Genomic DNA, 12796 nt, shown 5'->3' with positions numbered 1-12796 from the left:
CCGGCCAAGGACGCCGAGCACCGCATGAGCCGGGTCCTGCGGCGCAAGTCCTGAGCGCCCGTCCCTGAAGCCACCGTGAAGGCGGTCTGAAACCGGAGGGCCACAGGCTCACGGTCATGACAACCCAGGCAACACCTACAGCTCCCATGAACGTCCTCGTCGTCGGTCTGGGGGTGATCGGGACGACGTACGGATACCTCTTTCAGAAGGCCGGTCACCACGTCGAGCACCTGGTGCGACAAAGCAGCACGAGGGCCTCAGTCAGCTCGCTCGAGGTCGAGATCCTCGATGGCAGGACTGACCCGAAAGGCTCGCTGACCCGCGACCAGTACACCGTTCACCACCGAGGACACACGAGCTACGACCTCATCGTGGTCTCGGTGCCGCAGGGCAGGATCGCCGAGGCAATGGCCGCCCTCCGTACGGGTGGGATCGAGGGACCTGTGCTTCTGTTCTGCGGGTTCTGGGGAGAGCGCGAGGAGCTCGACCGTTTGATGGCCGGCCGCGATGTCCTCCTGGGGTACCCGGTGGCGGGCGGGAGCATCACGGGAGAACGGCTCACCTGCTGCGTCTTCGACCACGTCATGCTGGAGCGGCACGACAGAGCCCGTTTCCCGGGCTACGAGGGGGTGGAGGCGCTGTTCGGCTCCTGCGGCATCAGCCTCGAGCACCCCCATGACATGCTCGAGTGGATCTGGCTGCATATGGCGATCAACGCCGGTGTCGGTGCCGTGGCAGCAATGTACGGCGACGTCGAGGACACGACGCGCGCCGCCGAGCAGCTCATGGGCTCTACCAGGATGCTCGCCCGGGTGGTCAAGGCGATCCGGGAAGCATCGAGGATCGTGGCCTCGCGCGGCGTTGATCTGAGGCACTACCGCGGCGAGATGCTCGCCTACCGGCTGCCGACCGCCGTGTCCGCACCCCTCATGAAGCGGATGTTCGCCAGGAATCTCCTCACCCGACGGATCATGACACTGCATGGCAACACCGCCGACCTGTTGTTCGTGTGCCGGACCGTCTACGAGCAGGGCCGGACCAACGGAGTCTCTGCGCCCATCTTCTACAGAAGCTACGAGGCGGCCCAAGACAAGGCCACCCGTCACGATCAGCACCTACCTGGCATGGTCCGTGGACGGAACGAAACGGCGTGAAACCGAGTGGCGTCGCGGTGAAGCCGCTGTGAAACCGCCGGGGTCCAGCCTTCGCAGCATGGCAACACGAACAGCAAACGAATCGCTCTCACCGGGCGAGGCACCGGCCATCAGGACAGATGGCCTGACCCGCACCTTCGGCTCCTTCACCGCCGTCGACCGCCTGGACCTGGAGATCCCCACCGGCATCGTCTACGGCCTGCTCGGCCCCAACGGTGCCGGCAAGTCGACGGCGCTGCGCATGATGACCACCCTGTTGGCCCCCACCCGGGGCCGGGCGATGGTCCTGGGGCACGACGTCGTCCGCGAGCGCCACGCGGTGCGCGGCCTCATCGGGGTGACGGGACAGTACGCCAGCGTCGATGAGACGCTCACCGGCTCGGAGAACCTGCGCCTCTTCGGGCGCCTGCTGGGCCTTGGCCGGCGTCGGGCGCGGGAGCGGGCCGAGGAGCTGCTGGCCGCCTTCAGCCTGACCGAGGCAGGCGGCAAGCGGGTGAGCGGTTACTCCGGTGGGATGCGGCGGCGACTGGACCTGGCGGTCTCGCTCATCTCCCGTCCCCCGCTCATCTTCCTCGACGAGCCCACCACTGGTCTGGACCCGCGTACGCGTGAGCAGATGTGGGACGTCATCCGTTCCCTGGTGGAGGGCGGCTCGACGATCCTGCTGACCACTCAGTACCTGGAGGAGGCCGACCGTCTGGCTCACCGGGTCGGCATCATCGATGCCGGACGGCTCATCGCCGAGGGCACCCCCGATGAGCTCAAGGACCGGGTGGGCAGCAGCTCCCTCATGCTGACGCCGGCGACCCCCGAGGACCAGGGGGCCACCGCGGCGATCATCGAGCGGGTGACCGGTCACGCCCCGGCGACCGTCGACCAGGGCACCCACCTGCAGGCGCCGCTGAGCGAGGCCTCGGTGGCCACCGAGGTGCTCGTGGCCCTACGCGACGCCGGATTGTCGCCCAGAACCGTCTCGGTGGACCGCCCCAGTATGGACTCGGTCTTCATGGCCTTGACCGGGCAACCCACGAAGCACGATGACGCGGCCTCACCCGATGTCGCCGCGCTGTCGGCGCCATCACCCGCTTCCTCGTCCTCCCGTCCCGCAGACTCTCAGGAGCAGTCATGACCGTCCCCACCACCGCGACCGCACCGACCAGTAGCTCCCTCTCCCCCGGCGTCCGGCGTTTCAGCGAGGCCCGGCTCGTCCCGGACACCCTGGCCATGTCCTGGCGCTCACTCATCACCATGGTGCGCAACCCCGGGGAGTTCTACGACATCCTCATCCAGCCGGTCATGTTCACTGTCCTGTTCGGCGAGCTCTTCGGCGGCGCCATCGCCGGTGACGTCAAGGCCTACCTGCCCACGATCGTCCCGGGTCTCATCATCATGAATGCCTTGACCACGAGCCAGAGCGTGGGCGTGGACCTGCGCGAGGACATGGACAAGGGCGTCTTCGACCGCTTCCGCACCATGCCGATGTCCCGTATCGCGCCGGTCCTGGGGCCGATGGTCTCCGACGTGCTGCGTTACCTCATCTGCACCTCACTGACCGTACTCACCGGCTACGTCCTGGGCTACCGGCCTGGCAACGGCTGGTCGGGGACGATTGGCGCCATCGCCCTGGCGGCGGGCTGCGCCTGGGCCATCGCCTGGATCTTCCTCTTCCTGGGGACGGTGTTCTCCTCGGCCCAGGCGGTGACCTCCTTCACTGTGATCGTCCTGTTCCCGCTGACCTTCCTGTCCAACGCCATGGTGCCCACCTCGACGCTACCGGGCTGGCTCAAGGCCTTCGTGCGCCACAACCCGGTCTCGCACATCGTCGACGGCGGCCGGTACCTGCTGGACGGAACAGCGGGCTCGGCCGGGGACGTGCGGGCCGCGATCATCGGCTCGCTGCTGATCCTGGCCATCATGGCTCCCCTGACGGTCGTGCGCTACCAGCGGCGCAACGCCTGAGCCGCACCTCAGGGACTCAGCCGACCTCGCCCGCCAGACGGCCGGCGAGGTCGGCGGCGTGAGCCACGAGCCCGCCGCGGTCCAGGGGCCGGATCCTCTCCTCGGCCTGAGCCAGCGCCCGGGCGTCCAGCCGCTCAGTGCGGCTGCGCAGGTAGTCGTGGGAGAGCAGGCGGCAGGTCTGGTTGGTGCCCACCGCCAGGGCGGTGGCGACCAGCTCGCCCCCTACTGCCCGCCGGTCGGAGCCCGCGTCCTCAGCAGCCACGGTGGACAGGCCGACGGCGGCCGCGAAAGCCATGAGCGTGGGAATGTCACGCTGCAGTGGAGCCGGATCGGAGAGGATCTCGCGCAGCAGGGAGGTGGCTCGGGCACGGACGGCTCGGGTATCGAGCTCGACGGCATCGTCGGGGCTGAGCTCGACGTCGGTGACTAGGCACATGCTCAGGATGTAGAGCTCCCACTGGGAGCCCGATCCCAGGATGGAGCGCCAGTTCCCGGCGTAGCGCAGGCTCACGCGCTGGATGAGGGCGGCGGTGCGCACGTTCCCGCGGGTGAGCTCGAGCTCGCCGCGCACGGAGCGGGCGATGAAGCGCATGGTTCCCGGCAGGTCGACCGGTTCCAGGCTCTCCAGCAGCCTGCCCGCCGTCTCGGGGCGCGGATCGAGGTAGACCGCGCAGTAGGCCCCCTCCATGTGCAGTGTCGTGTGGAAGAACTCGCCCCAGCTGGGCAGGACCCGTTCCAGGAGCACCTGGGCGCGCGAGCAGGCGTCGACGACCTGGCTGTAGCGTCCCAGGGACATGAGCACCTGCAGCCGGTGGAGGTGCAGCTCGAGCAGGTGAATGCCGGCCAGGTCGTGGCCGTGGAGCCGCCCCAGGAGGGCCTCGATGGTCTCCAGGGAGGCTTGAGGGTCGCCGTCGTCCTCCTGCTGGGCGGCCAGGCAGCGGGTCGCCGCCCAGGCGACCCAGGGGTCGGCGTCGCCGGTCAGCTCGGGCCACTGCTCGTCGCTGGCACGCAGGAAGCGCCTGACCCGGCTGAACGGTCCCTCTCCGTCGAAGGAGGCCGGCAGCAGGGAGCGGACCTGTGCGGGCACGTGGCTCAGGAGCCCGAAGAGGGTGACGCACAGGGCCAGGACGCTCAGGCCTGCCTCATTGCCGCGTGAGTCCTGGGCGGGTTGGACAGCGGAAGCGATGAGGCGCGCACCGTAGTCGGCGATGCGCTCATAGCTCCAGGTGACGCTCCACAGGCGCATGAGGGCGGCACCGATGAGGCAGATGGCGTCGCGCAGCTCCGCCGGCAGGTGATCCGTGCCGTGGCCGTCGGCCTGTGCCAGGAGCCGGTCGAGCTGTTGAAGGATGACGGCCTCATCGTGGGAGACCTGCCGGAAGAGAAGGTCGTGGCGGCGCGCCTCGGGGTGACGGGCGTCGCCGAAGTCGCCGGCGTCCACGGGAAAACGGATCTGGGAGCACAGGTCCACCGCCCACTGGCGCAGGGCCGCGCGGGCCTCGGCCTCGTCACCGGAGGCGGACAGCTGCGCCAGAGCGAAGTCGCGGACGGTGACGAGCATGTGGAAGCGGGGCAGGCCGTGGTCGCGCACCACGAGCAGGGAGTGGGAGACCAGGGCGTCGAGGAGGTCGGCGGCCTGCGCGCCGATGAGCGCCTCCGCGGGCAGGAGGGTGAAGCCGTCGGCGAGCAGGGCCAGCCGGGCCAGGGCGCGGCGTTCGGCGGCGTCGAGCAGGTTCCAGGACCAGTCGATGACCGCTGTCAGGGTGCGCTGACGGGCCGGGGCGTCACGGGCGGCGGTGAGCAGATCGGGTCTGCCGGGCAGTCGCTCGGCGATCTGGCCGACCGACAGGCTGCGGGTGCGTGCGGCGGCCAGCTCGATGGCCAAGGGGATGCCCTCCAACCGGCTCAGGAGCTCGCCTAGGTCGTCATCGTCGATGACCTGGCCGGGGCGAGCGGCCAGAGCGCGGGCACGGAACAGCTCAGTCGACGATGCGGCATCGAGGGCCTCGAGGCGGTGGACGTGCTCCGCTGCCAGGTCGAGGGGGCGGCGCGAGGTCGCCAGGACGCGCAGGTCGGGGCAGGCGACCAGGAGCGGCCCGATGAGGTCGGCCGCCTCACCGGCCAGGTGCTCGCAGTTGTCCAGCACCAGGACGGTTCCGGGCTGGGAGAGGGCGGCGGCCAGATCGCGGTGCGGGTCACCGTTGACGACTGCAGGGCCTCCGATCGCGTCGAGCACGACCCTGGCCAGATCGGCTCCGGGTGACACCTCGGCGAGGGCGACGACGTAGACGGCGGGGCGGCGGCTGCGGGCCGCCACCACCTGGGCCAGGGTGGTCTTGCCGACCCCACCGGGGCCGGTGAGCGTCACCAGACGGTGGGTGCTCAGGGCCTTGAGAACACCGGTCACGTCCGCCTCGCGCCCCAGGAAGTGCTCGGGCTCGGGCTGCAGGCCGTGGCGCACAGGGCTCTCGGCGGCCAGGACCGCCTCGTGGGCGGCGCGCATGGCCGGACCGGGCACGGCTCCCAGCTCACGCAGTCGACGGCGGTAGTGCTCGTAGATCTCCAGGGCCGCAGCCGGTGAGCGTACCCAGGACTCGGCGCGCATGAGGGCGGCCAGGACCGCCTCATCGCCGCCGTCACGCTGGGAGGCCTCACGCAACAGATCCGCGGCCCGCTCGTACTCGCCGGTGGCCTCCAGGGCGAGCCCCCGGTCGCGGCGGGCCCCCTCGGTCAGGGCTGCAGCCCGCTCTCGCAAGAGGGCCATAGGGGCGGCTCCTGCTCCACCGTTGTCATCGGCCTCGTCGGGAACGGGCACCTGGAGCAGTCGGTCGGTGAGATCGAGGACCTGCTCCCACTGGCCGGCAGCGGCGCAGGCTCGGGCGCGCTCCGCCCGATACGACAGGTCCCGGACATCAGCCTCCGCCTCCGCCAGCTCCAGTCGGTAGCCATCGCCGCTGCGCTCGACGACACCCTCCCCCACGACGGCACGCAGCCGGGAGACGACGACGTGCAGCGCCCGCAGCGGCCGGGCCGGGGCGTCGTCGGGCCACAGGGCCTCAATGAGGGCGCCGTCGCTCACCCTGGCGTCCTGGCTGCCGGCGAGCACGGCGAGCAGGTCAAGGCTCCTTCCGCTCAAGGGCCGGCCTTGCCAGGTCGGCGGCTCCGTCAGGAGAGCCAGGCGGTACGAGGAGGTCACGAGGCCATTCTCACCCATCACCGTGAGGCGGTGCTCCACGTGCCGGGGCCGGTCACGACGCCGGCCACCGTACTGGTGGCGGCGGCTGCGACCGGCCCCGGGGAGGAAACCGCCGTCAGCTCACAGGCTGAGGTTGTTCTTGACGGTGTCGGCCAGGGAGCGGGCCACGCGGTCGGCCTCCTCCTGGGTGGCGGCCTCGACCATGACGCGCACGAGCGGCTCGGTGCCCGAGGGGCGCAGCAGGACCCGGCCGGTCTCGCCCAGGTCCTTCTCCGCGGAGGCCACGGCGTCCTGCACGGCCTTGTTGGTGCTGGCGGCGCCCTTGTCGACATTCTTGACGTTGATGAGGGTCTGGGGCAGGCGGGTGACGACGCTGGCGAGCTCGGCCAGCGTCTTGCCGGTGCGCTTGACGCGCGCAGCCACGTGCAGGGAGGTGAGCACGCCGTCACCGGTGGTGGCGTGGACGGTGTCGATGACGTGCCCGGACTGCTCGCCGCCCAGGGTGTAGCCGCCCTGGAGCATCCGCTCGAGCACGTAGCGGTCGCCCACGCCGGTCTGGACGGTGCGGATGCCGTGCTCACGCATGGCCAGGATGAGGCCGAGGTTGCTCATGACGGTCACGACGAGCGTGTCGGAGCCGAGAGTGCCGTCCGCCTTCATGCCGATGGCGAGCATGCCCATGATCTGGTCACCGTCGACGAGCTTGCCGTCGGCGTCCACGGCCAGGCAGCGGTCGGCGTCGCCGTCGTAGGCCACACCCATGTCCGCCCCGACCGCCGTGACGTAGTTCTGCAGCTGCTCGGGGTGGGTGGAGCCGCAGTTGTCGTTGATGTTGAGGCCGTCCGGGGAGGCGTTGATGACGATGACCTCGGCGCCGGCGGCCCGCAGCGCGGCCGGGCCGACGACGGAGGCGGCGCCGTTGGAGGCGTCGACGACGATGCGCAGGCCGGACAGGTCAGTGGCGACGGAGTCGACGAGGTGGTTGATGTAGTTCTGATCCGCGACGGTCTCCCCCTTGATGACACGGCCGACGTCGGCGCCGGTGGGGCGGTCGTTGACCTTGCCCAGGAGGGCCTCGATCTCGTCCTCGACGGCGTCGGCGAGCTTGTAGCCGCCACGGGCGATGAACTTGATGCCGTTGTCCGGGAAGGGGTTGTGGGAGGCGGAGATCATGACGCCCAGCTCGATGTCCTGGGTGGCCGTCAGGTGGGCGATCGCCGGGGTGGGTAGGACGCCCACGCGGGTGACGTCGATGCCGGAGGAGGCCAGGCCCGCGCTGATGGCGTGGTCGAGGAACTCTCCGGAGGCGCGGGTATCGCGGCCCACGATCGCGCGGGGGCGGCCGCTGCGTGAGCTCCGTGCGGCGGACGTGTCCTTGGTCAGGACGCGGGCCGCGGCCTCACCGAGCTGTACGGCCAGGGTGGGCGTGAGCAGGTCGTTGGCCAGGCCGCGTACGCCGTCGGTTCCGAAGAGACGAGCCATGGAAATCCTCCTGAAGGGTGACGAAACAGCACCATCCTGCCACGGGGCGCCGAACATCGGGGCCCAACCTTCGGCCAGAGCACAAGGTCTGATGTCCTGCGCCGACCCCGGCCCGGCGGCTCGCGCCTGAGATCGCGCCCCTCACCGCCGCGCCTCGGACGTCTGTCGGCCGCTTATCGACTGATGCGCCGCCGCCCGGGAGGCTCCCCACCACCCCTGACACATGACGACGGCGGCCGCCCCGGGAAGGGGGCGACCGCCGTCGTAGGTAAGCGGAGGGAAGGCCCGGCCGGCTCGGCCAGGACCTGACCCGATCAGCGCTTGGAGTACTGAGGGGCGCGGCGGGCCTTGTGCAGACCGGCCTTCTTGCGCTCCACGATGCGCGAGTCGCGAGTGAGGAAACCGGCCTTCTTCAGGGTGGCGCGGTTGGCCTCACGGTCGATCTCGTTGAGCGCGCGGGCGATGCCCAGGCGCAGGGCGCCGGCCTGGCCGGAGACGCCACCGCCGTTGATGCGGGCGACGACGTCGAAGCGGCCCTCGAGGTCCAGGATGGTGAAGGGGGCGCGCACGAGCTGCTGGTGCAGCTTGTTGGGGAAGTAGTCCTCCAGGGAGCGGCCGTTGAGCGTCCACTGGCCGGTGCCGGGAACGAGGCGCACGCGAGCGACGGCCTCCTTGCGGCGACCCAGGCCGGAGCCGGGGGCGGTGATGGACTGGCCGCGACCCGGAGCGGACTCCTCGGTCTCGGTGGTGTAGCTGGAGGGGGCGTTCTCCTCGTCCAGCGCGTCAATGTCGACAGTGGTCTCAGCCACGATATGTCCTTTGCTTGTCGCGGGGTGCCGAGCGCTGGAGCGCTTACTGGGCGACCTGGGTGATCTCGAACGTCTTCGGGCTCTGGGAGGCGTGCGGGTGCTCGGCACCTGCGTAGACCTTGAGCTTCTTGAGCTGGGCGCGACCGAGCTTGGTGTGGGGAACCATGCCCTTGATGGCCTTCTCGACGGCGCGCTCCGGGCGGGTGGCCAGCAGCTCGCGGTAGGAGACAGCGGTCAGGCCACCCGGGTGGCCGGAGTGGCGGTAGGCGAACTTCTTGTCAGCCTTGCCGTTGGTGAGAGCCACCTTGTCGGCATTGATGATGACGACGTAGTCGCCGCAGTCCTCGTTGGGGGCGAACTGGGGCTTGTGCTTCCCACGGAGCAGGGTGGCGGCCTGGGCCGCGAGTCGACCCAGGACGACGTCGGTGGCGTCGATGACGTACCAGTTCTTCTCGACGTCGCCGGGCTTCGGTGTGTACGTGCGCACGGGCGTTGCCTTCGTTTCTCTTGGCGAGTGGGCACGCCGAAGCGCGGTGAAGCGTTCGCGGTTCGGCGAGACCACCATGGTCAGGTGAGTGGTCGGAGCACAGGCGATCCGGGGCGAGTGGGACGGCACCGCGGACACGCACACGTGTGCTGCACGACGATTGCCAACAGTACCGGGAGCCCCGCGGAAGGGTCAAAAGGTGCGGCTTCCCAGTTCCGTGAATCGCACCACGCGGCCCGGTGGGTTCCTAACCGCCGATCAGCAGCTCAGACGCCGGGTGGTGCGGGCCCGCTCGGCCTGGGCGGAGAGCTCGTCGTCGGCCGGGTAGGTGACCTCCTCCAGGGTCAGCCCGTGCGGCGGGGCGACGGGGGCGGCGCTCTGGCGCGTGCGGGCGTCCAGGAGCTCGCGCGGCCAGGTGACCGGCTTGCGTCCCTGCCCGACGGCCAGGCCGGCCCCCACCAGGGAGCGGACCATGGAGTGGCAGAAGGCGTCGGCGACGACGCTCAGGGTCACGAGCCCCGCGTCCGGCCCCGAGTCCGGCCCGGCCTCGGCCCGGCGCCACTGCAGGGTGCGCAGGGTGCGGATGGTTGTGGCACCCTCGCGGGGCTTGCAGTAGGACAGGAAGTCGTGCTCGCCGAGCAGGGGCCGGGCACAGGCGTCCATGGCCTCGACGTCGAGCACATCGGGCAGCCATAGGACGGTGGCACGCCGGGCGGGGTCGCGCGGGGCGGCGGCGTCGGCGATCCGGTAGGTGTAGCGGCGGCTCAGGGCGCCGAAGCGGGCGTCGAAGGCCTCCGGCACGGTGCGCGCCCCGGTGATGACGACGTCGCCGGCCCCGCGCGGCGTGCGCGCCAGGCTCTGCTGGGCCTCACGGGCCAGGACGCCCGCCACCCGGGTGAGCAGGGCGGTCTCGGGGAGGCGCTCGGAGCGTCCGGGCAGTGCGGCCCAGGCCTCGGGGCTCACATCGAGGTGGACCACCTGGGCGGCGGCGTGGACGCCGGCGTCGGTGCGTCCAGCCACGGTGAGGCGGACGGGCTCACGCAGCACGGTGGCCAGGGCGGAGGTGAGGACCCCCTCGACGGTGCGCAGCCCGGGCTGAGCGGCCCACCCGGAGAAGAAGGTGCCGTCGTAGGCCAGGTCGAGGCGGATGCGTGGCATGCCCCCATTGAACCGCACCGGCTTCGCGCTTCCACTAGGCTCGCGGCCGTGAGCACAACGACTCTGTCCGTGGACTGCGGAGGCGGCGGCATCAAGGCCTCGGTGCTGGACTGCGAGGGCAACATCATCTCCCGCGCCGTGCGCACCCCGACCCCCTACCCGCTGCCGCCGGAGAAGCTGGTGGAGACCATCGCCTCGCTGGCCTCCCAGCTGCCGGGCGCGGACCGGGTGACGGTGGGGATGCCGGGCATGATCCGCCACGGGGTCGTCATCGCCACGCCGCACTACATCACCAAGGACGGCCCGCGCTCCAAGGTGCTGCCCGACCTGGTGGAGGCCTGGGGCCGCTTCGACATGGGTGCCGCCGTCTCCAAGGCCCTGGGCATCCCCTCCCGGGTCCTCAACGACGCCGAGGTCGCCGGGGCCGGCGTCGTCACGGGCCACGGCCTGGAGATGATCGTGACCCTGGGCACGGGCCTGGGCAACGCCGTCTTCGACAACGGGGTCCTGGCCCCGCACGTGGAGGTCTCCCAGGGGCCGGTGCGCTGGGGACTGACGTACGACGACTACATCGGCGAGCACGAGCGCCTGCGCCTGGGCGACGCGCACTGGTCGCGCCGGGTGCGCCGCGTCGTCGACGCCCTGCGCCCCATGTACCTGTGGGACCGCCTCTACCTGGGCGGCGGCAACTCGCGGCGGATCACGGCGGCCCAGCTGGCCAAGATCGGCGACGACGTCGTCGTGGTCCCCAACGAGGCCGGCATGACCGGGGGCGCCCGCTGCTGGGACATGGCCCGCCCCTGATTCCCGTTACTCCGTCCGTCGCCGGCACCCTCCCCCAGGGGAGGCCGGTTACCTTCGCGGCGCACCCGGCCGCTCACATCTCCGACTCAGCACCAACAGTCCCTTGCCGAGGGGCGCATCACCTTCTATCTTGCCGATAAGTTATGCGACGTGCCCACGGCGGCACCCTCATTGTGCAAGGAGGCACTATGAGTATCGGAGTCCCCTGCGAGCCAGCCGATCAGCCGCGTGCCGCTGCGAGCCCGCAGACGGTGGAGCGGATGATCCGCCTGGGCTACGAGGTCCTGGTGGAGAGCGGCGCCGGGGCGCGGGCGCAGTTCCCCGACGAGGCCTATGAGGCCGCCGGGGCCCGCCTGGCCGGCGGGGCCCGGGTCTGGGGCTGCGACGTCGTGGTGAGCGCGTCGGCCCCTGCCGAGGAGCACCTGGCACTCATGAGCCGGGGCGCGGTCCTCATCTGCCGGCTGGACCCGGCGCGCCACCCCGAGCTCCTCGAGTCGCTGCGCGAGCGCGGCATCACCACCCTGGCCCTGGACGTGGTCCCCAGGATCTCGCGGGCGCAGTCCTTGGACGTGCTCTCCTCGCAGGCGAACCTGGCCGGTTACCGCGCCGTCATTGAGGCGGCCTCCCACCTGGGCAGGCTGTTCAGCGGGCAGGTGACCGCCGCCGGTAAGTTCCCGCCCGCCACCGTCTATGTCATCGGCGCGGGCGTGGCCGGCCTGTCCGCCATCGGGACCGCCTGCTCCCTGGGCGCGCAGGTGCGCGGCTCCGACGTGCGCCCGGAGGTCGCCGACCAGGTGCGTTCCATGGGGGCTCAGTTCGTGCCGCTGCCCAGCGCCCAGGAGGTGTCCTCCGACGGCTACGCCAAGGAGATGAGCGCCGACCAGGCGAGTGCGGCCAACGCGCTCTACGCCCAGCAGGCCGCCGAGTCCGACGTCGTCATCACCACGGCGAGCATCCCGGGGCGCCGCGCCCCGGTGCTCCTGGACCGCTCCGCGATCGAGGCCATGCGCCCCGGATCGGTCATTATCGACATGGCGGCGGCCACCGGCGGCAACACCGAGCTGACGGTGCCCGGTCAGGTGGTCACCACCGACGGCGGTGTCACGATCGTCGGGCACACGGACCTGGCCGGGATGCTGCCCGCACAGGCGACCCAGCTCTACGGGCGCAACATCGTCAACCTGCTGAGCCTGGTCACCCCCGACAAGGATGGGACCCTCGCCCTGGACCTGGACGATGAGGTGGTCCGGGCCATCGCGGTCACCCACGACGGCGAACTGCTGTGGCCCCCTCCCCCGATCCAGGTCTCGGCCGCCCCCGCCGCGAGCCAGCCGGAGCGGACGGCCGCTGACGACGCGGCCGCCCAGGAGGCCGCCCGCGCGGCTCAGGCGCGCTCACGCTCCCGGCAGTGGCTGGGTCTGGCCGCGGCGACCCTGGTGGCCGCCGCGCTGGTGCTGGTGACGCCGTCGGCCGCCACGAGCCACTACATCGTGCTCATGCTCTCGGTGATCCTGGGCTTCCACGTCATCTCCAACGTGACCCCGGCCCTGCACACGCCGCTGATGTCGGTGACCAACGCGATCTCGGGAATCATCCTGGTCGGGGCGATCTCGCAGGTCGGCCACCCCCATCCGCTCATCAGCGCCATCAGCCTGGCGGCGGTGGTCCTGGCCACGATCAACATCGTCGGTGGCTTCGCGGTCACCCACCGCATGCTCGCCATGTTCACGAAGGACTGAGGTGAGGA

10 protein-coding genes are annotated in these 12796 nt (G+C 70.9%); 5 read left to right on the top strand and 5 right to left on the bottom strand.

From position 1 onward, the window contains the following. The first annotated feature begins 146 nt into the window (after positions 1 to 146). From JJJ14_RS03060 to JJJ14_RS03050, 3 genes are read left to right on the top strand one after another with little or no spacing between them, the layout of a single operon-like run. Positions 147 to 1154: a ketopantoate reductase family protein gene (locus JJJ14_RS03060; protein WP_201445056.1), complete on the top strand. Its 1008-nt coding sequence runs from the start codon at positions 147 to 149 to the stop codon at positions 1152 to 1154. A 58-nt stretch (positions 1155 to 1212) separates the two neighbouring features. Then, positions 1213 to 2283, top strand: a complete 1071-nt coding sequence (locus JJJ14_RS03055) for an ATP-binding cassette domain-containing protein (protein ID WP_201444650.1) — start codon at positions 1213 to 1215, stop codon at positions 2281 to 2283. Next, a complete protein-coding gene (locus JJJ14_RS03050; RefSeq protein ID WP_201444649.1) occupies positions 2280 to 3113 on the top strand; it encodes an ABC transporter permease in 834 nt (277 codons plus the stop codon). The genes JJJ14_RS03055 and JJJ14_RS03050 overlap by 4 nt, the downstream gene beginning before the upstream one ends. 16 nt (positions 3114 to 3129) lie before the next feature. Here the strand turns inward: JJJ14_RS03050 and JJJ14_RS03045 are convergent, their stop codons facing one another. The 5 genes from JJJ14_RS03045 to truA all read right to left on the bottom strand — a co-directional run bounded on the left by JJJ14_RS03045 (position 3130) and on the right by truA (position 10245). After that, positions 3130 to 6327 (bottom strand): BTAD domain-containing putative transcriptional regulator, encoded by a 3198-nt coding sequence (locus tag JJJ14_RS03045; protein ID WP_201444648.1) that lies wholly within the window; start codon positions 6325 to 6327, stop codon positions 3130 to 3132. Positions 6328 to 6429: 102 nt separating this feature from the next. Then, positions 6430 to 7791, bottom strand: a complete 1362-nt coding sequence (gene glmM / locus JJJ14_RS03040; RefSeq protein ID WP_010614548.1) for a phosphoglucosamine mutase — start codon at positions 7789 to 7791, stop codon at positions 6430 to 6432. A 314-nt stretch (positions 7792 to 8105) separates the two neighbouring features. Then, on the bottom strand, positions 8106 to 8600 hold the full coding sequence (gene rpsI / locus JJJ14_RS03035; RefSeq protein WP_003789348.1) for a 30S ribosomal protein S9: 495 nt from the start codon (positions 8598 to 8600) through the stop codon (positions 8106 to 8108). A gap of 43 nt (positions 8601 to 8643) precedes the next feature. Beyond that, positions 8644 to 9087 (bottom strand): 50S ribosomal protein L13, encoded by a 444-nt coding sequence (gene rplM, locus JJJ14_RS03030; RefSeq protein WP_003789346.1) that lies wholly within the window; start codon positions 9085 to 9087, stop codon positions 8644 to 8646. Positions 9088 to 9345: 258 nt separating this feature from the next. Then, positions 9346 to 10245, bottom strand: a complete 900-nt coding sequence (gene truA / locus JJJ14_RS03025; RefSeq protein ID WP_201444647.1) for a tRNA pseudouridine(38-40) synthase TruA — start codon at positions 10243 to 10245, stop codon at positions 9346 to 9348. Between the two features lie 48 nt (positions 10246 to 10293). Here truA and JJJ14_RS03020 point away from each other — a divergent pair, with 48 nt between their 5' ends. Next, positions 10294 to 11049, top strand: a complete 756-nt coding sequence (locus JJJ14_RS03020) for an ROK family protein (RefSeq protein ID WP_201444646.1) — start codon at positions 10294 to 10296, stop codon at positions 11047 to 11049. 188 nt (positions 11050 to 11237) lie between these two features. Continuing rightward, positions 11238 to 12788 (top strand): Re/Si-specific NAD(P)(+) transhydrogenase subunit alpha, encoded by a 1551-nt coding sequence (locus tag JJJ14_RS03015; RefSeq protein ID WP_201444645.1) that lies wholly within the window; start codon positions 11238 to 11240, stop codon positions 12786 to 12788. Positions 12789 to 12796: the final 8 nt, after the last annotated feature.

The sequence above is a fragment of the Actinomyces sp. HMT 175 genome (assembly GCF_016694895.1).
Classification (GTDB): Bacteria; Actinomycetota; Actinomycetes; order Actinomycetales; family Actinomycetaceae; genus Actinomyces; species Actinomyces oris.
The sequence above is the reverse complement of the archived record's forward strand: the minus strand, read 5'-3'. Positions and strand labels throughout refer to the sequence as shown.

Bases quoted from the DNA above. Each gene is read 5' to 3' on its own strand.
- JJJ14_RS03060 (WP_201445056.1), top strand. From the start codon at position 147: ATGAACGTCCTCGTCGTCGGTCTGGGGGTGATCGGGACGACGTACGGA.
- JJJ14_RS03055 (WP_201444650.1), top strand. From the start codon at position 1,213: ATGGCAACACGAACAGCAAACGAATCGCTCTCACCGGGCGAGGCACCG.
- JJJ14_RS03050 (WP_201444649.1), top strand. From the start codon at position 2,280: ATGACCGTCCCCACCACCGCGACCGCACCGACCAGTAGCTCCCTCTCC.
- JJJ14_RS03045 (WP_201444648.1), bottom strand. From the start codon at position 6,327: ATGGGTGAGAATGGCCTCGTGACCTCCTCGTACCGCCTGGCTCTCCTG.
- glmM (WP_010614548.1), bottom strand. From the start codon at position 7,791: ATGGCTCGTCTCTTCGGAACCGACGGCGTACGCGGCCTGGCCAACGAC.
- truA (WP_201444647.1), bottom strand. From the start codon at position 10,245: ATGCCACGCATCCGCCTCGACCTGGCCTACGACGGCACCTTCTTCTCC.
- JJJ14_RS03015 (WP_201444645.1), top strand. From the start codon at position 11,238: ATGAGTATCGGAGTCCCCTGCGAGCCAGCCGATCAGCCGCGTGCCGCT.